The organism is Bacillus sp. RHFS10, from assembly GCF_016757475.1.
GTDB classification, from domain to species: Bacteria; Bacillota; Bacilli; order Bacillales; family Bacillaceae; genus Bacillus; species Bacillus subtilis_G.
The window spans coordinates 247,300-266,392 of record NZ_JAESPO010000001.1 but is presented as its reverse complement, the minus strand read 5'-3'; the positions used below and the strand labels follow the sequence as shown (position 1 = coordinate 266,392).

The window sequence follows — 19,093 nt, the reverse complement described above, 5'->3', positions numbered from 1 at the left end:
GTCTTTTGTTATTTCATTCTGCCGAAAAGATTAAGCAAAATTGATAATACCACACTTATGATGATACAAGTGACAACCGGGAAGAAAAACGTGACATTTCCCTTTTTCACAAAAATATCTCCCGGCATCTTGCCGACAAAATGCAATACTGCTCCGATGATAAGCAAAACAGCACCAAGAATCATAATGATCTTAGGGAATTCAATCATATCGTGGAGCCTCCATTTGGAAATGATGATACACGGCCGGTGTCACGATCCTTCCACGCGGCGTTCTTTGGATAAAACCGATTTGCAGCAGATACGGTTCGTATACGTCTTCAATCGTATGAGGTTCTTCACCGATAGTGGCTGAAATGGTGTCAAGACCCACCGGGCCTCCATTAAACTTTTCGATCATACCCATTAGCAGCTTGTGATCAATATGATCCAAACCGAGGCGGTCAACCTGAAGCCGTTCCAGCGCATCCTGTGAAATCTCTTCCGTGATCCGGCTGTCACCCAGCACCTGGGCGAAATCGCGGACTCTCCTCAGCAGGCGGTTCGCTACGCGGGGCGTACCTCTCGATCTCCTCGCAATTTCAAGAGCTGACGGATTATCAATTTCAACCTCGAATACATCAGCGGTTCTTGTGACGATATCCGCCAGCTCTTCTTGCGTATAGTACTCAAGGCGCGACATCACGCCGAACCGATCTCTTAACGGCGCCGTCAAAAGCCCTACCCTCGTCGTTGCGCCTACCAGCGTAAAAGGAGGCAAGTCGAGCCGAACCGAGCGGGCAGAGGGGCCTTTTCCAATCACAATATCCAGACAAAAGTCCTCCATCGCCGGATACAGCACCTCTTCTATCGATCTGTGCAGCCTATGTATTTCATCAATAAATAATACATCACCCGGTTCTAGCGCCGTTAATATGGCAGCCAAATCACCAGGTCTTTCAATCGCGGGCCCTGATGTCGTCCGCAATTCCACTCCCATTTCATTGGCAACGATGGAAGCAAGCGTGGTTTTCCCGAGTCCGGGCGGCCCGTACAGAAGAACATGATCCAGCGTCTCCTGTCTCATTTTCGCCGCATCTATAAACACACGCAAATTTTCTTTCACCTTATGCTGTCCGATATACTGCGCCAGATTTTGCGGCCTCAAACTTTGCTCTATCACTGATTCATGGTTGTCTGCTTCACTTGAGACGAGCCGTTCATCCATGAACATCACCTTACTTCAATAGTTTTTGTAATGCTTTTTTTACATATTGGTCTGTTGTCAGCCCTACTTCTTCTTTTAAGTGAGGAAGCACCTTTTTGATTTCTTTTTCAGCATATCCTAGAACCCTGAGGGCCTCAAGCGCTTCTTCGAGAGCAGTTTCTGCTGTTTGCTTTTCAAGCCTTTCTTCATGATTAAACAGATTTTCAATCATTTCAGGCACAACATCAGCGAGCTTTCCTTTTAAATCAAGAATAATCTGGCGCGCAGTTTTCTTTCCTACACCAGGAAACTTGACCAAAAAGGCTTCATCCTCACTTTCAATTGCTTGGATAACCGCTCCCGGATCACCTGAGCCTAAAATAGCGAGTGCCCCTTTTGGACCGATTCCGGTCACGTTTAACAGCTTTGTAAAGAGCGCCTTCTCCTCCCTTGTTGAAAAACCGTAGAGCGAAAAAGCATCCTCTCTGATATGGTGGTACGTAAAAATCGTTTCTTGGTTTCTCTCCTTATATATAAACGGATTCGGCGTGAAAATCTGATAGCCAATGCCGCCGTTCTCTATCACAATATATTGGGGAGATACATAATCAATCGTCCCTTTAACAAATTCAATCACGCAAATTCACCTCTTTGACTGTTCTTCATTGTACCATAAAAACAGCCAAAGTCTTATAGAAAAGTTAACATACGTTCGCTTCTCTCTCATTCTTCCACGAAAAAAAAGACATGAATACATGTCTTCAATCAGCGGACGTCACCCGCTGTATGTCTTCATATGTTCTATGACGTCCTCAAACTCCGCTTTTGTCCGAAATGGAATGCCTCTCAGCAGATTTTTTTGCATATGGCTTTCCAGCCTTTCTAAATCAATTTGAAAAAAAGACTGAATCGGTTCGGAAGCTGACTCGGGCCGCCCATGAAAAGTGGAAATCACGCCATTATCCGATACACCGATATACCCGTTCACCTTGCTGAGCGGAGAAATATCGTCCATTTGCTTCCGGAAGAGCACATATCCCTTACTTTGTTCGACAAGCGTCCAGCCGGTATAAGCTGCCCAAAACTCATCCATAGAAAGCACTTTTTCACGCTTATGCTCAATGCTGACATCTCCGTCCAAATACACTTTTTCAAGCTGCACATGCACCTGCAGCGGTTCATAGTGCTCCACTTCCGCCCCTAGCGCGTGGGGCGGAGCACCTAATAGAAATGCTGCGGCTGAGCAAAGAATGCCCAGCAAAAGATACGCCGTGCTGAATCGTTTCACCCTCTACACCTCTTTGCACACGTTTATGACTAGTTTGACCAAAGAGGCTACTGCTTAACCGTTTTCTCGAAATTTGTTTGCATGTTTTCCGTGACAAGCCTTTCCTCCGTATACATATCAGCGTTTTGCTCAGAAATCGTTAAAAATTGTGTCAGAAAAGCGCTGAAAAAGTACAATGCCGCAAAGATCCAAATGACACCGCCAGCACCGAGCGGTCCAATGAAAAGACTGACGATGCCCGGCGCGATAAACGCACATAAACCGGACCCTAAGTTCAAGACTGACATGGCAGCGCCTTTATTATCAGGTGCAAGTGTCGGCAAAAGCGCGCTCAATGGCACGTAGCCGGCCAATGCTGCACCGTAGCAGCAGGCGATAATCATCAGCACCCAATACTGATGCCCGATCAACTGAGGCGTGTAATAAAGCGCCAGCGTAAAAATACCGCACCCGACACCGCCAAACCACATCACGGTATTGCGCCAGCCAAGTTTATCTCCGACTGCACCGAAAATGATATTAAACACAATATTCACGAAAAACAGCGTTCCCCATATTTGCAGCCATTCTGAAACGGAATACCCGTAACGCGCTAAATAAGTGGGGAGAAAAATCGCAAATCCAAATTGTCCTATGGCATTAATTGTCTTGACCACACCGCCGATGCCGACTTTAGGGTTTTCAAACATAATTGTAAATGCCTTCGATAGTTCTTTCCATTTCGGCTGATCTTGTTGTTGTACCGGTGTGAATTGATCTTTGTTAACAAATAGGGCGAGGAATCCGCCTGCCGCGACAAACAGCAAAGCGCTCCAAAGCGTATTGATTTCTCCAAAGGCCGGAACCGCATAGCTGGAATAGAACGGACCGAGCACATTTAAGCCGCACGTAAACATAAACCAAAACCAGCCAACGGCTTTTCCGAGAATATGATGAGAAGTGCTGTATGACACCCACACGAGAAAAGAATATGCAAACAGCGGATATCCCAAGCCTCTAAGTGCATAGCTGCCCAGGAGAGCCGGATAATGCATATGAGGAATTGCCCAGCCGATAAAAGCGGCCGAACCGAGGATAAATGCAAGCAAGCCGACAATCATCGTTTTTCTCGGCCCCCAAGTTTGGACAAACGTGCCTGAAAGCCAAGCCGAGATGGTGACAGCAATGCCGTACATGGTAAATAACGAAGCGGATTGCTGCATGCTGAGACCATGTTCAACGAGAAAAGGAGACAGCCATCCTTGTTCGAGTCCGTCTCCAACCATAAAGATAACAACGCCAATATAACCCCAAATCATGTGAGAAGGAATTCCGATTTTATTCAAAAAATTTCCTTTATCTTGTGCTGTATCCATTTTCTCCACCGCCTACTTAAAGTATCAATGGAGGTTATATACCCAAGCTTTCTGAATTGTAATCCTGCTTGATCAAAAAGCGATTTTTTCATTGTGCTCGACACTGACAGGCATGCCGATAGCGAGCGACTGCTGAGCCGCTCTGGCGATCCGTTCCGCCTGAAAACCGTCGTTTCCGGTGCACGCAGTTTCCCGGTTTGTGCCGATCGCTTCCGCAAACCGAATTATCTCTTCCTCATACGCATCCTTATAGCGTTCAAGGAAAAAGAAATGCGGTTTATCTTTCATCACAAAATCAGCAGTTGACACTTCGACTGTCGTCGGTCTGCTGTTGTCCGCCGCTGCCGAGCCTTTCGTCCCGAAAACCTCGATTCGCTGGTCATATCCGTAAACAGCTTGGCGGCTGTTGTCAATCACAGCCATGGCACCGTTTTCAAAAGTAAGCGTAATGACAGCCGTATCAATATCTCCCAGCTCTGCAAAGGAAGGATTCGCCAAAGCCGCCCCTTTTGCATACACTTCCGCCACTTCGCTTCCCATAATATATCTGGCCATATCAAAGTCATGGATCGACATATCCATAAACAAACCGCCAGAAGTACGGACATAACCTATATTCGGGGGTTCTGGGTCCCGCGATGTGATTTTTAATAAGTGGGGCGTTCCAATTTCACCTTTTTCAACAATGGTTTTGATTCTTTTAAAATGAGGATCAAAACGGCGGTTAAAACCGACTTGAAGTGCAACCCCGTGTTTCCGTACGGCCGCAAGCGCTTCTTTTGTTTCATCTAAAGAAAAACTGATGGGCTTCTCACAAAAAATATGCTTTTTCGCCTCAGCCGCTTCTCTGATCATCTGTGCATGTGTGGCTGTCGGTGAGCAAATAAAAACAGCGTCAATATCAGAGTCATGCAATAAATCACGATAGTCAGAGGTTATGTATTCAATTTGATGACTGTCAGCCCAGCTTTTTATACGGCTTACCTGAATATCAGAGACCGCCTTTATTTTCATATGAGGAATCCGGCGTATATTTTGAACATGAAGTTTGCCGATGCGACCTGCACCGATAATCCCTGTTACAATCTGTTTTGTCATAGCTTGTTCCCCCTTGAACATTTACGAAAGCGCTTTATTTTAAATTAATACTATCCCATTTGTAAGCGCTTTTCAAGAATGGAAATGATCGCTTTATGTCTCTTTTATCACAATCGAGGTTTATAGGTAGCCTTCTTCTTCAAGACCAGATACACTAGATATAGGCTCTTTTTCCTGAACAGTTTATGATTTTCCTATAAACAGCTGCATAAAATAGAGCAAAGAGGGTGAATGAAATGCTGACAAAAGCAGAGGCACTGGCCCATTCAGTCATATACCACAAAAACAGCAGATTTGATAAAGTGAAAGAAAAGCCCGGGGAATTGACACTCATCGGCAAGGGAAGAAGTGCTTATGTGTTTGCCTTAACAGAGGGCGATCGAAAATTGGCGCTGAAAGTATTTTTCCCAGAGTATCAAGCGACAGCCGTCAAAGAAGCCGCGATCTATGAAAAATTAGCCGGTTCTGCGTTCTACCCTGACATCTACGAAACTGGTGATTCATTTATTCTCATGGAATATATTAAAGGTGAAACCTTTTATAACTGTCTGAAGAAAGGCATCGCGATCAGTGATGACATGATTCAGCAGGTTGAGGAAGCACTTTCTGACGCCCGGGCCGCCGCTCTGAACCCGTCAGACATTCATTTGCGGAATCTGATTTTGACAGAAACCGGGGCAGTGCGGGTGATTGATGTTGCAAGATTCGAACAGACCAAAACGTGCACCCAGTGGGACGATTTAAAATCAGCGTATCATGCACTCTACAAAAAACCGATATTCCCCAAAAAGATTCCGGGTTTTTGGCTGGAGGTCATCGCATTTTTATATAAGAAAGATTGGTTCCAAAAGCATTTCGCACAACGGAAAAGAAAATATTCTTAAAATGAAAAGGCAGCCGCACAAGCGGCTGCCTTTGTTGGTTTATATTTACTTTCTGACAGCAGAAATCAGTTTCATTTGTTCAGGTGACAGCTTAATTCGATAGCCTCTCACAGTTAAGTAAACCGTTTCTGAGTCTTTCTCCCAGGAATGACAAAATATTTTCTCCATTTCTGTCTCCCCCACCCTTTATTTGATTAGTCCATCATACCACCGCTTTATTGAGTGAATTTTAAGGAAATGTAAAGATCGTATGAACATGAGAGAAAAAAAGGGGAGCATTACATGTTACACGCAGTAAAATCCCACTCATCCTATTTGCACTTCTGATATTCTTCGGCCCGCCGTCTATTGAATGTTATTTTCACTGAAGAGCGTTCCGAAAGGCCATTTCGAACAATCGGTTGAATCGCCGGATGGCAGTTATACGTTACACACTTATGTATCCCGCAATACCTTTAGCTTAGATGCGGCCCGAGGAACTTGTGAATGAAAAAACACTTGTCAAGGAAACAATTTACTGGAATGATCCGGACAGCAGCCCAAGTCACATGGATCAATCACAATACAATGAAAATCGACAATCAGACTTTACACCCTGCTATTGATGAAACGTATGATTGGCGAAAGGTTGATCATTGGTTACGTGAAGAACTGCCGCAGGCGCCATTGAGATGATGAAATATGAATGATATGAACTGAACTAGTGAAAAACGAATCAACAACTGACAGAGCTGGGCCATTTGCTGCTAAAGAATCTTATGACAATTCCTCTCAGTTTGCCTCTATAAGAAAAACGTGGCGTTTTCTTTTTTTCCTTCCTCTTCTTATTGATAATTACCCGTCATATAATGTGACAAACCAATTGTAGAAATAGTTCGATTAGCCCAAAATCCTTTTTATACATGTATTCGAAATGAAGTGAGGAGGAAGCTTGATGGAAGATTTTGTTACGAGTTTAAATGCTGTCTTATGGAGTACGCCCGTTATTTATATTTTATTGGGAATTGGATTGATTTTTTCTATTATGACTCGTTTTTTACAAGTCAGACATTTGAAAGAAATGATTGTTCTGATGTTCAAAGGTAAGAGCTCTGAAGCCGGCGTTTCTTCTTTTCAAGCATTATCGATTGCGCTGTCCGGCCGAGTGGGAACAGGAAACATCGCGGGTGTGGCGACAGCAATCGCCTTCGGCGGACCCGGTGCGGTGTTCTGGATGTGGACGATTGCCTTTATTGGTGCGGCGAGCGCCTTTGTTGAATCAACTCTTGCCCAAATTTACAAAGTGAAACAAGACGGCCAATATCGAGGAGGCCCCGCTTATTATATAGAAAAAGGATTAGGCATTAAGTGGTTTGCCGTCTTATTTGCCGCTGCTGCCCTTATCGCAATGGCCCTTCTGATGCCGGGCGTCCAGTCCAACTCCATTGCGGTCGGCGTCAAAAATGCATTCGGCATCTCTCCTGTCATTACAGGCGGTGTTCTCGTTTTATTGTTAGGATTTATCATTTTTGGCGGCGTCAAACGTATTGCCAATGCCGCGCAAATGATTGTTCCGTTTATGGCCATTGGCTATATCCTGCTGTCTTTGATCATTATTGTCATGAATGTTTCTGAATTGCCTGCTGTGATCTTATTAATTTTCAAAAGCGCTTTTGCATTGGATTCCGCTTTTGGCGGCCTGATCGGCATGGCAATTTCTTGGGGTGTCAAACGAGGCATTTACTCAAACGAAGCCGGCCAGGGAACAGGCCCGCATCCGGCGGCCGCCGCAGAAGTTTCCCATCCGGTCAAGCAGGGGCTGGTTCAGGCATTTTCGGTTTATATTGACACCTTATTTGTATGTTCGGCTACAGCTTTCATGATCTTATTTACCGGCATGTACAATACCCAGACTGCAGATGGTTCTTTTATCGTACATCACCTTAAAGGCGTAGAGGCTGGACCTGGTTTCACTCAAGCGGCCATTGACAATGTCCTTCCCGGATTTGGCGCTGGTTTTGTTGCCATCGCTTTATTCTTCTTCGCATTTACAACGATTATGGCATATTACTACATCGCAGAAACAAATATCGCCTATTTAGCCCGAGGCAGAAAAAGCAAATGGGCAATGTTTGGTTTAAAACTGATTATATTAGCCGCGACGTTCTACGGAACTGTAAAAACCGCATCACTTGCTTGGGCATTAGGTGATGCAGGACTTGGCATTATGGTATGGCTGAACGTCATTGCGATTGTGCTGCTTGCCAGACCGGCGCTTCTCGCTTTAAAGGATTATGAGCGCCAAAAGAAGCAGGGCTTAGACCCCGTCTTTGATCCGAAAGCGCTGGGCATCAAAAACGCTGATTTCTGGGAGAAAGAATACACACAAGAAAATGAGCGTGTCTCTTGAATACACCAAAACGGGCCCGATATGACATCGGTCCCGTTTTTTATGAGCGGTAATTTGTATATACTTCTTGAACATCATCGTCATCTTCAAGAATGTCGATCAATTTTCCCAGCTTCTCAACAGCCTGATCATCGGCATCCGTATAGGTTTTCGGAAGCATGGTCACCTCTGCCGAAGAAATTGGATATGTCGATTCAAGGGCTGTTTTTACGTCTTCAAAATGCTCGGGCTCCGTTAATACCACATATTGATCTTCTTCTGCCTGCATCTCTTCTCCCCCTGCTTCCAGCACATCAAGCATGAGTTCATCTTCATCTATTTGATGTTCTGTACAGTCAATTGTCATAAATCCCTTCCTTTCAAATAAAAAGGACACACATCCACTTTCCCCCAGACTCCCGCCATTTTTATTAAATGCTGTCCGCACATTTGATGCCGTACGATTTTTGTTATCTGTTACACATTCAACCATAACAGCAATCCCTGATGGGCCGTAGCCTTCATAGGTGATTTCCTCATAGCTGCTTCCGTCTTGGTTCCCCGCGGCTTTTTTAATGACGCGGTCAATATTTTCATTCGGCATATTGGCGCCTTTAGCTTTTTCGATGACAAGACGCAATGCTGAATTCACTTCAGGATCAGCTCCGCCTTCTTTTGCTGCCACATAAATTTCTTTCACAAGCTTCATAAATATTTTCCCGCGCTTTGCATCCTGCGCATTTTTCCTTTTTTGTATGTTTTTCCATTTGGAATGGCCTGCCATGCTTTCACCTTCTTTTGACATTTTCTATGTACACTTTAATAGGTATTTTTCGCTGATGCAAAGAAAAAGGCTGCCGATTATTTTCCGGCAGCCTGTCACTCCTAGCGGGTGTTCATTTTATGCAGTCTTCTGAACAGCCCTTTATCTGTAGACACTTGAACGTCACGGTCATTCGCATAGTTGCGTGCGGCTTTTGTAACGTTATCCCTGTCGGACTTTGTGAATTCTCTGTGGCTTCTGACTGCGACAACTACTTTTTCATCCGTTACCATTACTTGTGTGTCATTGACGTTTTTTACTTGTTTCACACGGTTGGCAATCTTCGCAGCTAGTCTTTTGTTTTCTTGGTTGTCATATCCGTTGTTTGTCACGTTCCGATTCATGTTTCTGTTATTCGTGTTATTATATGTTCCATCAGTTGCCAAAGGAACGCGATCATTAGCAGTAACACCGTTACGGTTATTCACATTAGCAGTGTTTCGGTTACCGTCGTTCTGGTCCTCCATTAATTCAGTAACAGGACCATCGTTGTCGATTCCTTCTCCCTGTCTGTCAGCATCATTTTCATTTGTATAATATCCGATTGGACGGGTATTGCCGTTATTACGCGTATCATTCTGAGCATTATCGTTTGCTCCGCATGCTGTTAATCCGGCTGTCATTAGAATCAAGCTCGCGATCGTCATTTTTTTACCCAATGGAAAAACCCCCCGTGGACGAATTGAGCATGTTTGCTCTGTTTTATCATGTACGTTCGAGGGACATGTTAAGCTTGTCAGTTCTGTCCATTTGGCGGAGATCTGCGCAAAACAAAAAAAGGAACGATTTGCATCGTTCCGAATCATCACTCATTTTCTTCTTCCGGCCGGCCAAACATTTGGTTGACAGAAGGCTGATTCGACATTGGCATAGAAGCTCCGGCCGCATATGGATTTGGGTTTGGATTTGGGTTTGGGTTAGCTGCGCCGTAAGGCATATAAGGGCTTCCATAAGCTCCAAGTCCCGAATAGCCAGGTGCAGAGAAATATGGCTGATGATCATCGTCACAGCCGCAGTCGTCAGGATCTTTGTACGGCATGTAGCCAGGGGCCGCAGCCGGCTGGTATGCTCCCATCACTTGAGGAGTGCCATAATGAGGGCCATAAGGCATTTGTCCATACGGAGATCCATAAGCCGGAGATGCGTATTGAGGCGCTCCGTATGAACCGTAATGTCCGTGGTGGCTGTTTTCATGGTGCTGGTTTTCATATTGACCCGGATCATACTGAGGCGATACAAAGCTTGGCTGGTATCCGTAAGGCTGGACCATTGGGTAAGCTTGAGCCGGATAGTACGGGTAGCATAATCCTGATCCTGGAAGGACCGGTGAAATAGGGACCGGACACGGTACGAAATGAGCTGGATAATGATAATAAGGTTGAGCAGCCGGCATATTCGGAACTGTGTGATGAATATTTTCTTCTTCCATACCGCCTACCTCTGGCGCCTTTGGCATATTAGGCATATTCGGATAATTTGCATTTTCCATATTACTCATAGCCTCCTGTTGTGGAAATTGATCTTGCATGTGATGCATATGATCCATATTTCCGTCATGATGTTTTTTCGGCTCCTCCGGTTTAGGAGGCGACCAAGGCTGGAAAAGCTGTTTCATATCATAATAATCGTTCACATCAGCTTCAGGATACACATCTTCCTGCAAATTAGGCATCGGCGGGACATACGGCACAGACTTCTTTTCTTTCGGCTTTGTGTCCTCTACGTCAACAACGGATTTAGGTTTTTCTTTCGCATATGGATGCTCTTGCTTCATACTCCCGGCCGAAGCCGGACTTTTGCCTGCTTTCGGCTCTTTTCTGACCGGGACAGCTTCAGACGGCACTTTTATTTTCATTCCAGGCATGATTAAGTCTGGATTGCTAAGCTGCGTATTGAGTTTCTTCACTTCCTCAATATCAACTCCGTACTTTTCAGCTATTTTCCAGAGCGAATCGCCTTTTTGAACGATATGGATTTTCAACGTTTTCCCCTCCTATGCAAAACGTGAACAGTTCAGCTGAGATTACAATATGTTTCTTCACAACATATGCCCGAACAAAAGAAGTTATGAGTCAGGAGGAGAAATATTTCTGATTTACGTAATCAAAAGCATACGATTCAGGGCAAGGAGGGCATCTTGCTGAATGGCTTTTGGCACCTTAATCACGCCTGAAGGTTCTCCTTTTTCTATTTGTTCTAAAGACCATAGCAAATGCGGCAAATCGATTCGGTTCATTGTCAAGCACGGGCACATGTTCGGATTGAGTGATTCGACTTGTTTATCAGGGTGCTCGTGAATGATCCGCTGAACAAGATTCATTTCTGTGCCGATTGCCCACTTGCTTCCCGCCGGAGCCTGATTGATCGTATCGATAATATATTTCGTTGATCCGCTGTCGTCACTTAGCGTCACGACTTCATGTGAGCATTCCGGATGCACAATGATCCGAATGTCAGGGTCACGTTCTTTCACATCATGGATATTTTTCACAGTGAATTTTTCGTGGACAGAACAATGCCCTTTCCACAAAATCACTTTCACATTCTTATGCTCAGATTCAGCCGATAATTCATCTTTTATCGGATCCCACACAGCCATATCCTCAAGCGCGATGCCCAGATCATAAGCCGTATTTCTCCCTAAATGCTGATCAGGCAAAAATAAAATTCGTTTTTTCTGTGTAAACGCCCATTCAAGCACCTTTTTCGCATTCGAAGAAGTCACAGTCGCTCCGCCATGCTTACCGACGAAAGCCTTGATCTCCGCAGTGGAGTTTACATAAGTTAAAGGTATGATCGTATCTCCGAATGTATGCTGAAGTTTCTCCCACGCCCTATTGGTCTGCTGCATGTCAGCCATGTCAGCCATAGAACACCCCGCTCTCATATCAGGCAGGATGACCGTTTGTTCCTCGCCTGTCAGCATATCAGCGGTCTCTGCCATAAAGTGCACACCGCAAAAAACAATATAATCCGCTGCTTTGTTTTTTTCCGCTATTTGGGCCAGCTGAAGGGAATCGCCTGTTTGGTCAGCAAATTGCACGACTTCGTCTTTTTGATAATGATGGCCTGGTATAAAGAGCCTGCTCCCAAATTTTTTCTTAATGGCTGCAACCCGCGTTTCCATATCCTTTCTTGACATTCCTTTATAACCTTCAGGCATCATATCATTCGATTGTTTGATCACATCAAGAATTGACATAAAGGCATTCCTCCATAGATTCATTTGATAATGTAACATCCATGCTGATGTCTAAACTTTTGACGGAATGCGTCAGGAATCCTAATGAAATATAATCCACACCCGTCCCCTTAAAAGCAGCCAAAGATTCTAACGTAATTCCGCCTGAAGCTTCAGTTTTTATATGGTCCGGTGTGAGATCTGCAAAATGGCGGACCATATCAGGCGGACAGTTGTCAAACATAATAACATCCGCTCCTGCTTCAATCGCTTCTTTCAGCTGTTCCTCCGTTTCAATTTCCACCTCGATATTTACCATATGCCCGGCGGCCTGACGCGCTTTTTGGCACGCCTCTGCAATAGAGCCGCATGCTGCAATATGATTATCTTTAATCATGATGCCGTCATACAATCCGAATCGATGATTATATCCGCCCCCGGCTCTGACAGCGTGTTTTTCCAGCATTCTCAGCCCCGGTGTTGTTTTTCTCGTGTCACAGATTTTTATCTGTTCATCATCCAGCCGCCGCACAGCCCCGCTTGTCATCGTCGCAATTCCAGACAGCCTCTGAATAAGATTTAATACAACCCGCTCTCCTGAAAGAAGTACAGCCGCCGGACCGCGTAAAACGGCAATCACTTCCCCTTTTCGCAACATGTCCCCATCTGTTTTATGTAAATGGATTTGAACATTTTCGTCTAATAAAGCAAAGCCTTCTTTTATCACCGCAGCTCCGGCAAAGATGCCGTCTGACTTTGCAACAATCTCCGCTTCACAGCTCTGTTCTCCAAAGATAGCCTGCGATGTTAAATCCCCCGTACCTATATCCTCAAGAAAAAAGTGATTCAGCAATTTTTTCAGCTGTAAATGATTCATTTCTCCAAATCCCCCCGTTTTTTCTAATCTTCGTTCCTTTTTTTGTGTGGACAATTTGTCTTCCTTGCCAGCGCTCATCAGCTTGAGGAAAATCGGTGCGAAAGTGCGCCCCTCTGCTTTCCTCCCGCAAAAGCGCAGAAAACGTCATCAGCTTTGCAGTTTGCCATAAATGAGAAAGTTCCAGCTGCGGTATTGTGATATCCTTCACATTCACTTTTTGAAAAGGCAGCGTATGGAGCCAGATGCTCAGCTCAATCAGACTGCCTTTTTCTCGTAAGATAGACATGTGGCTTGTCATTCTGCTTTTCAATTCATACACCTCTGTATTCGGCACCTCGTAGACGACGGTTTCTGGAGATGATTGATATTGGCTGTTATAAACCGGTTTTTGCATAATATGCTCTGCTGTTCTTTTTCCAAATACCAGCGCCTCCAGTAAGGAATTGCTCGCAAGCCGATTGGCTCCGTGCAAACCGGTGCATGAGGTCTCGCCAATTGCATAAAGCCCCGGCACTGTTGTTTCTCCCCATCGATTAACAAAAATACCTCCCATCAAGAAGTGCATTCCCGGGGCAACAGGTATTTTCCCGCTTTGAATATCAACCCCTGCTTTTTCACATATAGCGGTGATGGTAGGGAAACGCGCTTCGAAATCAGAAATCGCACTGCAGTCGATAAAAACGCGGTTTCCTTTTGTCATTTCTTCGTGAATAATCCGTGAGACGATATCTCTTGGAGCCAGGTCACCCAAAGGATGCCGCCCAGCCATAACCCGGCGGTCGCGTTCATCAACTAAACATCCGCCTTCCCCTCTTACAGCTTCTGAAACAAGCCCGAAGGAAACACCGTTTTTCACAAGCAGTGTCGGATGAAATTGAGTAAACTCTAAATCAGTTAATTCCGCTCCGGCCCGGTAAGCTAAAGAAAGGCCGTCACCGGTGACGGATGGATCGTTCGTATGGTGAAGAAACAGGCTTCCGCATCCGCCGGCCGCCAGCACCACTTCATCCGCATGCCTTACCTTGATCCGCCCCTGGCTGTCTTTTGTCATGACGCCGATACAGCGTCCGTTCTCCATAAGCAAATCTGCCGCTGTTTCATGCTCGATTAACTCGATTTTGCTGTTGATCTGTTTCAGCAAATACTCGACAAGCAGCCTTCCTGTTGCGTCTCCGCCTGCATGAAAAATGCGGTTGTACGAGTGAGCCCCTTCTCTGCCAAGACAAAGATCGCCTTGCTCATTTCGATCGAATGGAAATTCACTCTCCAATAAGTTTTGAATCATAATTTTTCCATCGTGCAAAACGTCTGCTGCAATAGCTAGATCGTTATGTCCGCAACCTGCATATAACGTATCTTCCAGATGGGCTTCAATCGAGTCACTCTTTGCATAAGCCGCAGCAATTCCACCTTGTGCATAGACTGAATTGCTGTTTTTGGCGCTTTTCTTTGTGATGACAGTCACTTCATATGAGGGCGGGAACGCTGACGCTAAGGAAAGTGCCGCCGCCCCTGAACCGATGACTACAACCGTCTTTTTAGACATATGCCACCCTCCTGTTGTTTACACCTGTCTTGACACTTATATTTACACAAGGATAAAATAAACTCAAGAGTTTTTTATGGAGAACGGATGGAGGACGACCGGATGATTTATTTAGATTATGCAGCGACAACGCCTATTTGTGAGGAAGCCCTTAACGTATATCAAAAGCTCAGTATGGATATGTACGGAAATGCAAGCAGCCTGCATGACGCAGGAGGAAAAGCAAAGCACATACTGGAGTACTGCCGTGAAAAAATCGCTGACATCATTGGCGGAGATGCAAGTGGCATCTATTTTACCAGCGGCGGCACGGAATCCAATTTTCTGGCCATTCAATCATTGCTAAACGGCCTGCCAAAAACAAAAAGACATTTTATTACGACTGCCATGGAACATCAGTCCATTCACAACTGTGCAGCTTTTCTGGAACAGCACGGATTCGATGTAACAATCATTGAACCGAATGAATACGGTCTTATTACCGAGGAAATATTAGCAGCTCATATCCGCCCGGAAACAGGCCTGGTTTCTATTCAGCATGCCAATTCTGAAACCGGGATCATCCAGCCTATTCAACGACTGTCTTCCTATCTGCACGAACAGGACATTCTTCTCCATTGCGATGCTGTGCAAACGTTTGGAAAAATCCCGATTCATACAGAACAACTGGGGGTGGCTGCACTCTCAGTGTCCAGCCATAAAGTCCATGGACCTAAAGGAGTGGGTGCGGTCTATATTCGGCCAGGAGTGCCTTGGAAACCCGTTTACCCTCTTACCGCTCACGAACAAGGATTCAGAGCCGGCACGGTGAATGTTCCCGGGATCGGAGCCTTCACTGCCGCTGCAGAGCTGATTATAAGCGAAATGGATAAACAGATATCCCGCAATGAGACATTAAGAACATACTTTTTAGACCAAATCAGCATTCGGTCTCTCCCTGTGTCCCTTGCGGCTGACACTTCACAAACGGAATGTCTTCCCCATATTGTCGGGTGTTTTTTTCACTCATTTGAAGGACAATATGTTATGTTAGAATGTAATCGGAGTAATATTTGCATTTCAACGGGCAGCGCTTGTTCCGCCGGTTATCACGGGCCGTCTGAAGCGATGAAAGCATTAAGAAAAACAGAACAAGAAGCCCTGCAATTTATCCGCATCTCTTTTGGAAGGCATACAACGGCTGAACAGCTGGATAAGTTATTACATACGTTTACAGCGCTTTGGGAACAAAAGAAAGGAGAATTTGATATTGACCGAAGAATTAAAGCTCATGGGCGCCAACAGGCGTGACCAGCTTCTTCTGTGGCTGAAGGAATCCGTATCACCGCTGACAGGAGGAGAACTCGCAAAAAAAGCGAACGTTTCAAGACAGGTAATTGTTCAGGATATATCGCTCTTGAAAGCGAAAAATGAACCAATTATCGCCACAAGCCAAGGATATGTGTACATGGATGCAGCCGCTCAGCAGCACCAGCAGGCAGAAAGAATCATAGCTTGCCTGCACGGTCCTGAACGGACAGAAGAGGAACTGCAAATCATCGTGGACGAAGGTGTTGCCGTAAAAGACGTAAAAATCGAACATCCAGTATACGGAGATTTAACTGCAGCCATCCAAGTAGGCACTCGGAAGGAAGTTAGCCATTTCATTAAAAAAATCAATTCTACGAATGCCGCCTATTTATCACAACTGACTGACGGCGTGCATCTTCATACACTGACAGCACCCGATGAATATCGTATCGACCAAGCCTGCCAAGCACTCGAGGAGGCCGGCATTTTAATTAAAGATTAAAAAAAGCCCTTTACGGGCTTTTTTTATAATTGGTAAGACTGATATGCACCAAGAAGTTTCACTTTACAGCCGAGCGCTTCGAGCTCCTGCATGGCACCTGGAATCAATACCTCATCAAACGCTTTCTCAATATCAACAATAAAGAAATAGTGGCCTAATCCGGTTTTCGTCGGACGTGACTCAATCTTCGACAAGTTTAAGTTTCTCCAAGAAAATGCAGACAGCACTCTGTGCAGCGCCCCAGATTGATCATCCTGCGGAAGCATTACCATCAGTGTCGTTTTGGGCCTTGAACTCAATTTTGAATTCACTTCAAATGATATGTTTTCATCAGGAGACAGGATAACAAATCTTGTATGATTATCCTTGTAATCCTGTATATCTCGTTTCACGATTTTCAATTCGTATGTAGAAGCGGCCATGTCATTGGCAATTACCCCGATATTCAGCTCGGGATGGTCACTGACAAATTTCGCTGCCGCTCCGGTTGAATTAGCGTATTCATAAGGTACGGAAGGAAATTGACGATGGAGAAATTTATGGCATTGCGCGATCGCGTGTGAGTGCGAGTAAATTTTGTCGAGCTCTTTCCATGCATTTTCTCTTGAAGGATGGACGAGCAAGTGCTGATGAATCGGCAACGTCATTTCACCCACGATTGGCAAGGGCTGTTCATGTATTAAATAGTCTATCGTTAAATTGACCGATCCTTCTAATGCATTCTCTAAAGGAACAAAAGCGAAATCAACTTCGCCTGCAACTGCCGCATCTATACACTCCGGTATGGTGCGGTAGGCAACATGTTCGGCGCCGTTTTGAAAACAAGAACTAACTGCTAGATGTGTGAATGTTGCTGCTGGACCTAAATAACCGACTTTCATGACGATATTCTCTCCCTTATGCACCTGAACCTAATATTTCAACCTTTTCTACAAAATCAAACTTCCTGAGTTTATTCATTAACGTATGAATGTCCTCTTCCATTGCAGACGTACTGATAGACAGTGTCACATTCGCCCTGCCTTGAAGCGGTATGGTCTGGTGAATGGAAAGAACGTTGCTTCCAGAATCAGCTACCGCCTGCAGGAGCTGAGATAACGCGCCTGACCTATCCTCCAAATGAAAGAAAAGTGTGATAATTTGTTCTTTAACCATAGTGTAGAACGGAAAAACAGCATCTCTGTATTTATAAAACGCGCTTCTGCTTAAATCCACCTTTTGAACGGCATCTGCCACTGAATCTGCTTTTTTTCGATCAAGCAGCTTTTTGACTTCCAATGTTTTTCTCATCGCATCGGGCAATACATCTTCACGGACAAGATAAAATGTCTCCTCTTTCATTTGCATCCCCCCTTTAAAATAGAGAGCCTGACATCCAGGCTCTCCTCTCAGTCATCATTAATCAATAAATTCAAATTCGAATTCCAGAAGCCTGATAATATCTCCATCCTTGGCTCCGCGTTCTCTGAGCGCTTCATCAACACCCATTCCGCGCATCTGTCTTGCAAACCGTTTAACCGATTCATCACGGGAGAAATCAGTCATCTTGAATAACCTCTCAAGACTGTCTCCTGAAAGCACAAATACACCGTCTGGATCCCGTGTAATGTTAAATGGCACTTCTTCATTCTCCATCGTGTACATGACACGGTTTTGTGTAAGCTCTTCCTCGTCATACAGCGGGAATTCCGGCGTGTTCTCCAGCTGATTGGCGACTTCAAACAGAAGCTCGCGAAGACCTTCTCTTGTCACCGCACTGATTGGGAATACCGGGTAATCATCCGTCAGCTTTTCTTTAAAGGCTTCCAGGTTTTCCGCAGCCTGCGGCATGTCCATTTTATTTGCAACGATAATTTGCGGACGTTCAGTGAGACGCAGATTGTACTCGCTCAGTTCCTGGTTAATCGTGACATAATCCTCATATGGATCGCGGCCTTCCAATCCGGACATATCAATAACGTGAACAATAACCCGTGTCCGTTCAATATGGCGCAAAAACTGGTGGCCGAGTCCGACGCCTTGGTGTGCGCCTTCAATCAGTCCAGGCAAATCGGCCATAACAAAGCTGCGTCCGTCATCCGTTTCAACCATGCCGAGATTCGGGACAAGCGTTGTAAAGTGATAGTCCGCAATTTTCGGTTTTGCAGATGAGACAACAGACAGCAAAGTGGATTTTCCCACACTCGGGAACCCGACAAGGCCGACATCCGCTAGCACTTTTAATTCAAGAACAATATAACGCTCTTTTCCCGGCTCGCCGTTTTCTGAAAGCTGAGGCGCGGGATTAGCCGGCGTAGCAAAGCGGGTATTCCCTCTTCCTCCTCTTCCGCCTCTTGCGATGACAGCCTGCTGCCCGTGCTCTGTTAAATCAGCAATGACCTGCTTTGTATCATCATCTGTCACAACGGTGCCTGGCGGAACTTTAATAACCATATCATCGGCATTTCGCCCATGCTGGTTTTTGGACATGCCGTGCTCGCCGCGAATCGCTTTAAAGTGTTTTTTGTACCTAAAGTCCATCAGGGTGCGGAGACCTTCGTCCACTTCAAAAACAACGTCTCCTCCATTTCCCCCATCACCGCCGGCAGGGCCGCCCTTCGGCACATATTTTTCACGGCGAAACGCAACCATTCCGTTGCCGCCGTCGCCGCCTTTTACATAAACTTTCACCTGATCTATAAACATAATGTCCTCCG

At 45.2% G+C, this 19,093-nt stretch carries 20 protein-coding genes and 1 pseudogene; 5 read left to right on the top strand and 16 right to left on the bottom strand.

The window, feature by feature from the left end:
- Positions 1-8: 8 nt before the first annotated feature.
- The 6 genes from JMN17_RS01290 to iolG form a co-directional block, all read right to left on the bottom strand.
- Positions 9-209, bottom strand: coding sequence for a DUF2905 domain-containing protein (locus JMN17_RS01290; protein ID WP_087992292.1), 201 nt, complete (start codon positions 207-209; stop codon positions 9-11).
- Entirely contained in the window at positions 202-1,206 is a 1,005-nt protein-coding gene (gene ruvB, locus JMN17_RS01285; protein WP_072183425.1) for a Holliday junction branch migration DNA helicase RuvB, read from the bottom strand. The genes JMN17_RS01290 and ruvB overlap by 8 nt, the downstream gene beginning before the upstream one ends.
- Positions 1,207-1,216: 10 nt before the next feature.
- The gene (ruvA, locus tag JMN17_RS01280; RefSeq protein WP_087992293.1) at positions 1,217-1,822 is read right to left on the bottom strand and encodes a Holliday junction branch migration protein RuvA; all 606 of its coding nucleotides are present in this window, start codon (positions 1,820-1,822) and stop codon (positions 1,217-1,219) included.
- A gap of 138 nt (positions 1,823-1,960) precedes the next feature.
- A complete protein-coding gene (locus tag JMN17_RS01275) occupies positions 1,961-2,473 on the bottom strand; it encodes an intercompartmental signaling factor BofC (protein WP_087992294.1) in 513 nt (170 codons plus the stop codon).
- 47 nt (positions 2,474-2,520) lie between these two features.
- Positions 2,521-3,828: an MFS transporter gene (locus tag JMN17_RS01270; protein WP_202327058.1), complete on the bottom strand. Its 1,308-nt coding sequence runs from the start codon at positions 3,826-3,828 to the stop codon at positions 2,521-2,523.
- Between the two features lie 72 nt (positions 3,829-3,900).
- Positions 3,901-4,926, bottom strand: a complete 1,026-nt coding sequence (gene iolG / locus JMN17_RS01265; RefSeq protein WP_087992296.1) for an inositol 2-dehydrogenase — start codon at positions 4,924-4,926, stop codon at positions 3,901-3,903.
- 236 nt (positions 4,927-5,162) lie between these two features.
- Here iolG and JMN17_RS01260 point away from each other — a divergent pair, with 236 nt between their 5' ends.
- Positions 5,163-5,810: a phosphotransferase gene (locus JMN17_RS01260; RefSeq protein WP_087992297.1), complete on the top strand. Its 648-nt coding sequence runs from the start codon at positions 5,163-5,165 to the stop codon at positions 5,808-5,810.
- A gap of 45 nt (positions 5,811-5,855) precedes the next feature.
- Here the strand turns inward: JMN17_RS01260 and JMN17_RS01255 are convergent, their stop codons facing one another.
- Positions 5,856-5,978: a hypothetical protein gene (locus tag JMN17_RS01255; RefSeq protein ID WP_141113410.1), complete on the bottom strand. Its 123-nt coding sequence runs from the start codon at positions 5,976-5,978 to the stop codon at positions 5,856-5,858.
- 184 nt (positions 5,979-6,162) lie between these two features.
- On the opposite strand from JMN17_RS01255, the pseudogene JMN17_RS01250 reads away from it, so the two are divergent.
- Together JMN17_RS01250 and JMN17_RS01245 are read left to right on the top strand one after the other, a co-directional pair.
- Positions 6,163-6,485 (top strand): annotated as a pseudogene (locus JMN17_RS01250) (DUF5412 family protein).
- A gap of 259 nt (positions 6,486-6,744) precedes the next feature.
- On the top strand, positions 6,745-8,199 hold the full coding sequence (locus JMN17_RS01245) for an alanine/glycine:cation symporter family protein (protein WP_087992298.1): 1,455 nt from the start codon (positions 6,745-6,747) through the stop codon (positions 8,197-8,199).
- A gap of 40 nt (positions 8,200-8,239) precedes the next feature.
- Here the strand turns inward: JMN17_RS01245 and JMN17_RS01240 are convergent, their stop codons facing one another.
- The 6 genes from JMN17_RS01240 to nadB form a co-directional block, all read right to left on the bottom strand.
- Positions 8,240-8,962, bottom strand: coding sequence for a YebC/PmpR family DNA-binding transcriptional regulator (locus JMN17_RS01240; RefSeq protein ID WP_087992299.1), 723 nt, complete (start codon positions 8,960-8,962; stop codon positions 8,240-8,242).
- A 101-nt stretch (positions 8,963-9,063) separates the two neighbouring features.
- Positions 9,064-9,660 carry a YhcN/YlaJ family sporulation lipoprotein gene (locus JMN17_RS01235; RefSeq protein WP_087992462.1) on the bottom strand — a complete coding sequence of 199 codons (597 nt, stop codon included), beginning with the start codon at positions 9,658-9,660 and terminating at the stop codon, positions 9,064-9,066.
- Between the two features lie 146 nt (positions 9,661-9,806).
- On the bottom strand, positions 9,807-10,982 hold the full coding sequence (gene safA, locus JMN17_RS01230) for a spore coat assembly protein SafA (RefSeq protein WP_202327056.1): 1,176 nt from the start codon (positions 10,980-10,982) through the stop codon (positions 9,807-9,809).
- 114 nt (positions 10,983-11,096) lie between these two features.
- The gene (gene nadA / locus JMN17_RS01225; RefSeq protein ID WP_202327054.1) at positions 11,097-12,203 is read right to left on the bottom strand and encodes a quinolinate synthase NadA; all 1,107 of its coding nucleotides are present in this window, start codon (positions 12,201-12,203) and stop codon (positions 11,097-11,099) included.
- Positions 12,190-13,059 carry a carboxylating nicotinate-nucleotide diphosphorylase gene (nadC, locus tag JMN17_RS01220; protein ID WP_202327052.1) on the bottom strand — a complete coding sequence of 290 codons (870 nt, stop codon included), beginning with the start codon at positions 13,057-13,059 and terminating at the stop codon, positions 12,190-12,192. Before nadC ends, nadA begins: the two co-directional genes overlap by 14 nt.
- Entirely contained in the window at positions 13,013-14,605 is a 1,593-nt protein-coding gene (gene nadB, locus JMN17_RS01215) for an L-aspartate oxidase (protein ID WP_087992302.1), read from the bottom strand. The genes nadC and nadB overlap by 47 nt, the downstream gene beginning before the upstream one ends.
- A gap of 102 nt (positions 14,606-14,707) precedes the next feature.
- Between nadB and JMN17_RS01210 the strand changes: the two genes are divergently transcribed.
- Both JMN17_RS01210 and JMN17_RS01205 read left to right on the top strand, forming a co-directional pair.
- On the top strand, positions 14,708-15,895 hold the full coding sequence (locus JMN17_RS01210) for an IscS subfamily cysteine desulfurase (RefSeq protein ID WP_202327050.1): 1,188 nt from the start codon (positions 14,708-14,710) through the stop codon (positions 15,893-15,895).
- Positions 15,855-16,397: a transcription repressor NadR gene (locus tag JMN17_RS01205; protein WP_087992304.1), complete on the top strand. Its 543-nt coding sequence runs from the start codon at positions 15,855-15,857 to the stop codon at positions 16,395-16,397. The genes JMN17_RS01210 and JMN17_RS01205 overlap by 41 nt, the downstream gene beginning before the upstream one ends.
- Positions 16,398-16,420: 23 nt before the next feature.
- Here JMN17_RS01205 and pheA read toward each other — a convergent pair whose 3' ends face one another.
- From pheA to obgE, 3 genes are read right to left on the bottom strand one after another with little or no spacing between them, the layout of a single operon-like run.
- A complete protein-coding gene (gene pheA / locus JMN17_RS01200) occupies positions 16,421-17,278 on the bottom strand; it encodes a prephenate dehydratase (protein WP_087992305.1) in 858 nt (285 codons plus the stop codon).
- A gap of 16 nt (positions 17,279-17,294) precedes the next feature.
- The gene (gene thrR, locus JMN17_RS01195) at positions 17,295-17,738 is read right to left on the bottom strand and encodes a transcriptional regulator ThrR (protein ID WP_003222630.1); all 444 of its coding nucleotides are present in this window, start codon (positions 17,736-17,738) and stop codon (positions 17,295-17,297) included.
- Positions 17,739-17,795: 57 nt separating this feature from the next.
- Positions 17,796-19,082 carry a GTPase ObgE gene (gene obgE, locus JMN17_RS01190; protein ID WP_087992306.1) on the bottom strand — a complete coding sequence of 429 codons (1,287 nt, stop codon included), beginning with the start codon at positions 19,080-19,082 and terminating at the stop codon, positions 17,796-17,798.
- Positions 19,083-19,093: the final 11 nt, after the last annotated feature.